The sequence below is a fragment of the Actinomadura sp. genome, assembly GCF_044508335.1.
In the GTDB taxonomy this organism is placed as follows: Bacteria; Actinomycetota; Actinomycetes; order Streptosporangiales; family Streptosporangiaceae; genus Spirillospora.
This window is the reverse complement of record NZ_JBIQHY010000008.1, coordinates 85,378-92,520: the sequence shown is the minus strand read 5'-3', so window position 1 is coordinate 92,520 and position 7,143 is coordinate 85,378. Positions and strand designations below refer to the sequence as shown.

At 77.9% G+C, this 7,143-nt stretch carries 5 protein-coding genes; all 5 read right to left on the bottom strand.

The genetic code is table 11. The features are described 5' to 3' along the window. Window positions 1-22 precede the first annotated feature (22 nt). Window positions 23-955, bottom strand: coding sequence for a hypothetical protein (locus tag ACIWVC_RS05420; protein ID WP_396445819.1), 933 nt, complete (start codon window positions 953-955; stop codon window positions 23-25). After that, entirely contained in the window at window positions 952-2,124 is a 1,173-nt protein-coding gene (locus tag ACIWVC_RS05415) for a cytochrome P450 (protein WP_396445818.1), read from the bottom strand. Before ACIWVC_RS05415 ends, ACIWVC_RS05420 begins: the two co-directional genes overlap by 4 nt. A 9-nt stretch (window positions 2,125-2,133) precedes the next feature. After that, window positions 2,134-3,336, bottom strand: coding sequence for a PucR family transcriptional regulator (locus ACIWVC_RS05410; RefSeq protein WP_396445817.1), 1,203 nt, complete (start codon window positions 3,334-3,336; stop codon window positions 2,134-2,136). A 12-nt stretch (window positions 3,337-3,348) separates the two neighbouring features. After that, complete coding sequence (locus tag ACIWVC_RS05405) at window positions 3,349-4,386, bottom strand: polyprenyl synthetase family protein (RefSeq protein WP_396445816.1); 1,038 nt, start codon at window positions 4,384-4,386, stop codon at window positions 3,349-3,351. A gap of 64 nt (window positions 4,387-4,450) precedes the next feature. Further along, window positions 4,451-7,141 (bottom strand): PEP/pyruvate-binding domain-containing protein, encoded by a 2,691-nt coding sequence (locus ACIWVC_RS05400; protein ID WP_396445815.1) that lies wholly within the window; start codon window positions 7,139-7,141, stop codon window positions 4,451-4,453. Window positions 7,142-7,143: the final 2 nt, after the last annotated feature.

The window sequence follows — 7,143 nt, the reverse complement described above, 5'->3', positions numbered from 1 at the left end:
CCTCCTGTCATCGGGCCTCCTGTCATCGGGCGAGTCCGAGCACGAGCCAGCTCGCGTAGGCCGCCAGCGGGTAGGCGGCGGCCGCGGGGCGCGGCCACCGGGGCAGCCCCCGCGCGAACCTCCACGCGGCGAGCGCGGGGACGGCGAGCGGGGCGAACGCCGCTGCCGCCCACCGGCCGGGCGGGGCGAAGACGGCGAGCAGACCCGCCGAGAGCACCGGCACCGCGAGGGCGGCCGCCGCCGTTCCGGCGAGGCCGAGCGTCGTCACGTAGGTCCGCTCGCCGGGCCGCGGCGCGCGGGTGATCTTCCCGGCCAGCTCCACGTGCCCCGCGGCCGACACCGCGACGGCGACGGCGGCGAGCCCGTACCCGTCCGGGCCGTGCCCGCAGGCGTCCAGGTAGCCCGCGTAGAGGTAGAGGTGCAGCAGGACGGGCGCGGGCAGGCTCACCAGCAGGCCGGTGAACAGCCGGTCGGCCGGAGGCCGCCCCCAGCGCCGGTGGACGCCGACGGCCGCCGCCGCGTAGAGAAGCTGGACGAGCAGGATCCCGGCCCGCCACGGCCACGGCGCGTTCAGCGCCGCGATCGCCGCGGCCCCCGCGCCGTACAGCACGGCCAGGTCGCGGACGTGCACCGCGCCGGACGCCAGCGGGCGCCCGGGGTTGAACCGCCGGTCGTAGTCCAGGTCGCGGATGTCGTCGAGCGCCCGCATGAGCAGCAGGTCGAGGAACAGCGTCGCCGCCGCGACCGCCGTCCCGCCGCCGGGCCGCCACCCGGAGCCCGCGGGGTCGACCGCGGCGAACAGCCCGGTCACCCCGTACGCCCACGCCGCCGCGAACACCGCGGACGGCAGCGGCGGATGGCTCCCGCGGACGAACCGCCCGATCCGGGCCGCCCATTCCCTCAGCCCGCCGCGCACGTCGCCCGCGCTCGTCCCGGACGTCCGGCCCACGCTCATCGCGGGCGCCCCTCGGACCAGGTGAGCGGGAGCTGCCAGACGCCGCGCATGAACATGCCCTCCCGCCAGGCGAGGCGAGCGGGGTCCACGGCGAGGGCGAGGTCGTCGAAGCGCCGCAGGAGGGCGGTCAGCGCTATCTGGAGCTGGGCGCGGGCGTGGTGGGCGCCCAGGCACATGTGGCGCCCGTGGCCGAAGCCGAGATGCGGGTTCGGGGATCGGGCCGGGTCGAACTCGTCGGCGGCGGGGAAGGCCGCCGGGTCGCGGTTGGCGGCGTCGGTGAGCGGGACGACGACGTCCCCCCGCCCGAGGGGCGTTCCGGCGAGCTCGGCGTCGGCGAGCAGCACGTGCGGCTGCCCGCCGGTGCCGGCGAACCACACCCAGCGCAGATACTCCTCGACCGCGGACGGGACCAGCGCGGGCGCGTCGCGCAGCCGGGCCGCGAGCCCCGGACGCGTGACCAGGTCGAGGACGCACGATCCGAGGAAGGTGGACGTGGTCTCGCCGCCCGCCATCAGGAGCCCGGACCCGAAGACGACGATCTCCTCGTCGGACAGGTCCGAGCCGTGCACGAGCTCGGTGAGGAGATCGTCGCCGGGCAGCGTCCGGCGGGCCGCGACCAGCTCGGCGAAGTAGCCGTGCATGCCCTCGTGCGCGGCCTTCACCTCGGTGTCGGGGTAGTGCCCCGCCGACATCATCGCGCTCACCCACGGCAGCAGCAGGCCCAGGTCGCCGGCGGGGACGCCGAGCATGTCGCAGATGACCGCGTACGGGAACGGCGTCGCGAACCGGGCGAGCAGGTCGGCGGGCGGGCCGTCCGCCGCCATCCCGTCCAGGAGGCGGCCGGCGAGCGCCGCCATGCGGGGGCGGTCCGCCTCCGCGCGGCGGGCGGTGAACCGCGCCTGGACGGCCCTGCGGCGCCGGGTGTGCACCGGCGGGTCGCTGGTGACGAGGGCGAGGGACGCCGGGGTCCGGGCGAAGAGGGTGCCGCCGTGCCACGCCTCCCGGCTGAACCGGCCGTCGGCCAGCACGGTGCGGACGTCGGCGTGCCGGGTGACGAGCAGCGCGCCGCGGCCGGCCACCGCGGCCGGGACGAGCGGCCGCTCGCGGAGGAGCCGCAGGTGGCCCGCGTCCAGCGGGACGCCCGGGCGGTGCGGCAGGGGGAAGTCCATCGGTCTCCTTCAGGCGCTCAGCGGCGGGGGCAGCGACGTCTCCTCGGCGCGGCGGCCGCGGTCCGCGCACGGGGCGCGGCCGCTCGCCAGCCGCGCCGAGGTGAGAGCGGCGCGGAACAGCTGGATGCCGCGCGCCGAGCTGGGGTCGACGCCGGACAGGTCGCGGATGCGGTCCAGCCGGTAGTGCAGGGTGCGGCGGTGGATCCACAGCTCGCGGGCGGCGCGCTCGCGGTCGAGGTTGCAGGCGAGCAGCACCTCCAGCGTCCGCCGCAGGTCGGTGCCGGCGTCGAGCGGCTTCAGCACGGCGGCGAGCCGGCCGCGGATCGCGGGCTGCTCCAGGATCGCCAGTTCGACCAGCAGCTCGTCCGCCCGGTAGGGGCGGTCCTCGGCGTCGGGGATGGCCTTGGCGACGGTCAGCACGCGGGACGCCTCCTCCAGCGCGTCGGGGATGCCGGCGAGGCCGCGCCGGTACGCCGCCGCGGCGTGCACCGGGCCGGGGAGGGAGGCGGTGAACTCGGCGGCCAGCGCCTCGGCGCACAGCGGGTCGGCGGCCGGGAACAGCACGATGAGGCCGGACAGGTCGCCGGAGTAGAGGACGCCGTCCCAGGCGTCCAGGCGCTCGCTCGCCCGCTCCCAGCAGGACGCCGCCGCGGGCGCCTCGCAGAGCAGGACGAGGTAGGCGGGCGCGAGGCGGACGCCGGCCGCCTCGGCGATGACGCCGGCCGGGGCGCCGTCGATCAGGGTCTCGGCGAGCAGCCGGCGCAGCGGCCGCGACCTGCCCCCCTCGCGGGGCGCCTCCGCGTAGCCCTGGATGCACGCCTCCCGCGCGCCGATGGCGAGACGCGCCGCGTGCGCGGTCAGCTCGGCCAGCTCGGCGAAGCAGCCGGCGGGCGCGATCGCCCAGCAGGTGCGGGCGGCGGCGGCGAGCGCGAGGTCCCACACCTCGGTGAGCACCGGCAGCGGGATCGCCTGCCGCGCCGCGAGGACGCCGAGGTCGCGGAAGCGCCCGAGGTCCTCGTCGGGCAGCGGCTCGCCGGTGAGGACGAGGGCGATCAGCCGGGTGCAGTTCTCGCCGCGGTTCCCGAACATGGGGCCGGCGGCGCGCCGGATCGGCAGGTAGGCGGGATGGCCGTGCAGGGCCTCGCCGATCGCGGCGGCGACCCGGGGGCCGTTGGAGATGAGGATGTCGGAGAGTCCGCCGGGAGCGGTCATCGCGTCCTCTCCCTAGGCCACGGCCAGACGGAACCTGGGCATGTGGCCGACGGTCTCGTCGACCAGCCCGTGCAGTTCCCGGACGCAGCCCGGCTCACCGCCGAGTTCGTCGATGAGGCCGTGCGCCCGCTCGATCAGCGGCGCGACGGAGGCGGCGTAGGCGTCGATCACCTCGTCGTCGAGCATCCACGCGGTCAGCTCGGCGCGCGCGGCCGCCGAGTGCCGGGCGGCGGCGTGCAGCGCGAGCGCCTCCCGGCGCCGCCCGGCGGGCAGCGCGGACAGCAGCTGGACGAGCAGGTAGGTCGCGGTGCCGTTGGCGAGGTCCTCGTGCCGGCCGGACGCGAGGTCGCGCTGGTCGTTGACGAGCTGGCGCAGCACGCCGAGCGACCGCCCGAACGCCCGCCACCGGGCGACCCGGTCGCGGTCCGCTCCCGCCAGGCACGCCGCCGCGGCGGCCGCCATCGCGTACGGGGCGCCGGTCTTGCCCGCGTAGCTGTGCAGCACCGACTGCGGCGTGGCCGCCGCCGCGCGGCAGGTGAGGTCGCGGAGCTGGCCGTCCACGGCGTCCAGCCAGCCGCGCGACAGCTCCTCGCCGAGCGCGGCGCGGGTCGCGGCGGGCACCGGCAGGCCGGCCAGCAGCCGGGCGGGCAGGTGGCTGCCGACGGCGAGCGCGGTGAGCACCTTCGGGCCGGCGTCGGCGCCGGGCGCCCCGGGCGCGTCGGTCAGGTCGTCGAGGTACCGCGCGGACGCCCACCAGAGCAGGTGGACCACGGCGATCGGCGCCGCGGGCCCCGGCTCGCCGGTCTCCGCGCCGTGCACCATCATCGGCAGCGTGATCATTCCGCGCATGCCGGGACGCGACCCCTTGGCGCGGACGAGGTCGAAGAACTCCAGCAGGAACTCCGACATGGCGCCGCCGACCATCTCCCGGCCCTCGTCCAGGCCCATGGCGAGCCCCTCGGCGAGCAGCTCGCACAGCCGCGCGATCTCCACCTCGACCTCGGCGATCGCCCTCTCCTGGGCGGCCCTGCCGAACACTCCTTCGTCCACGTGCTGACTCCTCTGGTGCTGCGGGGTGTGTGCGGGCCGCGCCGGTGGCCGCCGGCGCGGCGCGTCATCGGGCGCGGTCGTCGCCCCCCTGTCCGGTCAGGACCCGGACCGTGCCGGCGCGCCCGTCCAGCTCGATCCATGCTCCGTCCGGGATGCGGGCGACGGCGCCGCCGACCGCGACCGCGGCCGGCACGCCGAGCAGCCGTCCCGTGACGGCGGTGTGCGACAGCAGGGTGCCGCGCTCGACGACCAGGCCGGACGCGGCGATCATGAGGGAGAGCCAGCCGGGGTCGGTCTCCCGGGCGACCAGGATCCGGCCGGCGCAGTCGGCGGGCGGGATGCCGGGGTCGAGGACGACCTTGGCGCGGCCCCGGACCGTCCCGCCGCTCGACCCGAGCCCGCGCAGCAGGTCGCCGGCCGGGCCGGCGGGGCCGCCGTCCAGGAGCCGGCGGTCGCCGGCCGGGCGGGCGCAGGCGAGGGCCGCGGCGACCGGGCGGCCGGCGGGGAGCGACAGCAGCGCGGGCGGGGGCGGCGCGTCCCGGTGGCGGTCGCGCTCGGCGCGCCGCACCGCCGCGAGGCCGCGCAGGCCGCACGGGCCGGAGCCGGGCAGGGTGCCGTCGAACGCGCCGATCACCTCCTCGACGGTGAGGTCGAGGACGTCCATCGGGTCGTCGAGCGCGCCCGCCGCGGCGAGGTCCTCGCCGAGGCGCCACAGGACCGTCCGGGACAGCCCGAACAGCTGGGTGCGGCAGAACCGGGTGTCCTCCCGCGTGCGGACCAGCCAGCGCGTCACGGCCAGCATCGCGTTCAGCACGGCGCGGCGGGCCGGGCCGCGGCACGCCGCGCGCAGCCGCCGCCGGGCCTCGTCCGCCGCCCGCGCCTCGTCGGCGCGGTTGCCGGCGGCGGTGGCGCCCTGCCGGACGAACGTCGCGAGCGTCCCGGCGAGCATCCAGGGCCGCTGCCGGGGCGTGGGCGCGTCGAGCTTGAGGTCGTGCACGGCGCGGTCGCCGTAGCGGCGCAGGTAGGCGCGCGCCTCGGCGGCCACGCGGGAGCCGTGCCGGCCGGCCTCGACGCCCTCCCACACGGCGCGCAGGCTCCGCTCGTCCGCCGGGTCGGCGGCGAGCAGCGCGGCCTTCAGGTCCGGGTCCTCCGCGGCGCGCTCGGCGAGGCCGATGGCCGCGCGCGCGGCGGCGAGCGACCGGTTCTCCCGGCCCCCGCACAGCAGGCCGACGAGCAGTTCGGGCCCGGCGTCCGCCCAGCGGCGCAGCAGCGCGGTACCGGCGCGCATGACGAGCAGGCCGTAGACGCTGTTCGCGAGCGTGACGCCCCAGCGCGTCGACGCCTCCGCCCACACCCGCCGGTACAGGGCGATCAGCTCGTCCGCCGGGCGCTCGGCGAGCGGCCGGGCCGCGGGGTCGTGGACCTCCGCCATCACGCCGTCCCACCAGCGCAGGAACCGCTTGGTCGCCCGCCGGTGCCCGGCCGCGCGGCAGACGACGGCGGGCAGGGAGGCGGCGGCCCGGAGCCGGGACCGGCGCCGCGCCGCGCGGGCCTCGCCGGTGATGCCCATGTTCTCCTCCCACCCGCCGCGGATGAGGTCGAACACGGGCAGCTGGCCGTGCAGCTCCTGCCAGTCGTCCAGCCGGTAGTAGACGCGGCCGTCGAGGTGCCCGACCATGCGCGCCAGCCGGTGCGCGTTCGCGCGGAGCCGCCGCGCGGGCACGCCCATCCGCCGGTACAGGTCGCCGAAGGCCAGCTCGTAGAACATGCGGGCCTGGGAGTAGGTGAGCGCGCCCGACACGCCCGGGAAGCTCTCGGTGATGTTGTGGTTGCCCCAGTGGACGCGGGGGCCGTCGTCCCGCGCGCTCGCCGCGAGCGGCCGCGCCTGGACGAGGTGGAGGGCTCCGTCGGGGGTGAACGTCCCCTCGATGTCCTGCGGGCGGCCGAAGTGGTCCTCCACGCGGGCGGCGAGCCCGGCGACCTGCTGCGCCTCCTCGTCGGTCAGCACGGGGGCCGTCCTCAGCTCCTCGGGCACCTCGGCCACTCTCGGGTCGGTCTCGCCGTCGGCGGGAGGTCCGACCATGCGCCGCTTCACCGCGACCTCGGTACGGACGGTGCCCGTCACCGGGTCCACGAAGTAGTGGTCGATGTCGGCCTTCTCCTGGACGACGCCCTCGCCGGTCCCGTACGCGGCGGCGATGATGTGGTGGCGCGTCCCGTCCCGGGGGTCGCGGGTGAACGCGACGAACGAGCGGGTCCCCGGGACCATCCGCTGGACGGCCACCGCGACCCTGGCGGCCGCCGGATCGACGCCCCGGTGCATCCGGTAGCGGACGGCCTCCGCCTTGAACGCCGACGCCCAGCAGCGCGCCACCGCCTCCAGCAGCCCGTCCCGCCGGACGTACAGGAAGCTGTCGCTCAGCCCGGCGAACGGGTCGTCGGCGGAGTCCTCTCCCGCGCCGTCCGGGCCCGGCACGACGCAGGCGCGCACGGCCGCCGTGCCGCCCGCGCCGATGCGCGCGTCGAACGCCTCCAGCAGCCCGGCGGCGAGGTCCCCGTCCGGGACGGCCTTGGCCAGCGCCGACGCCGCCGAGGCGCACCACTCCTCCACCGGCGCCGCGCCGGGCGGCGGGAGCCGCAGCGCGCGGAGCGCCCGGTCGAACTCGCCCGCGGGCAGGCAGAAGAACCCCGGGACGGGGAAGCCCGCCGCGCGCAGCGCCTCCAACCGCGCGAACTTGTGCCCGATCTCGCTCATCG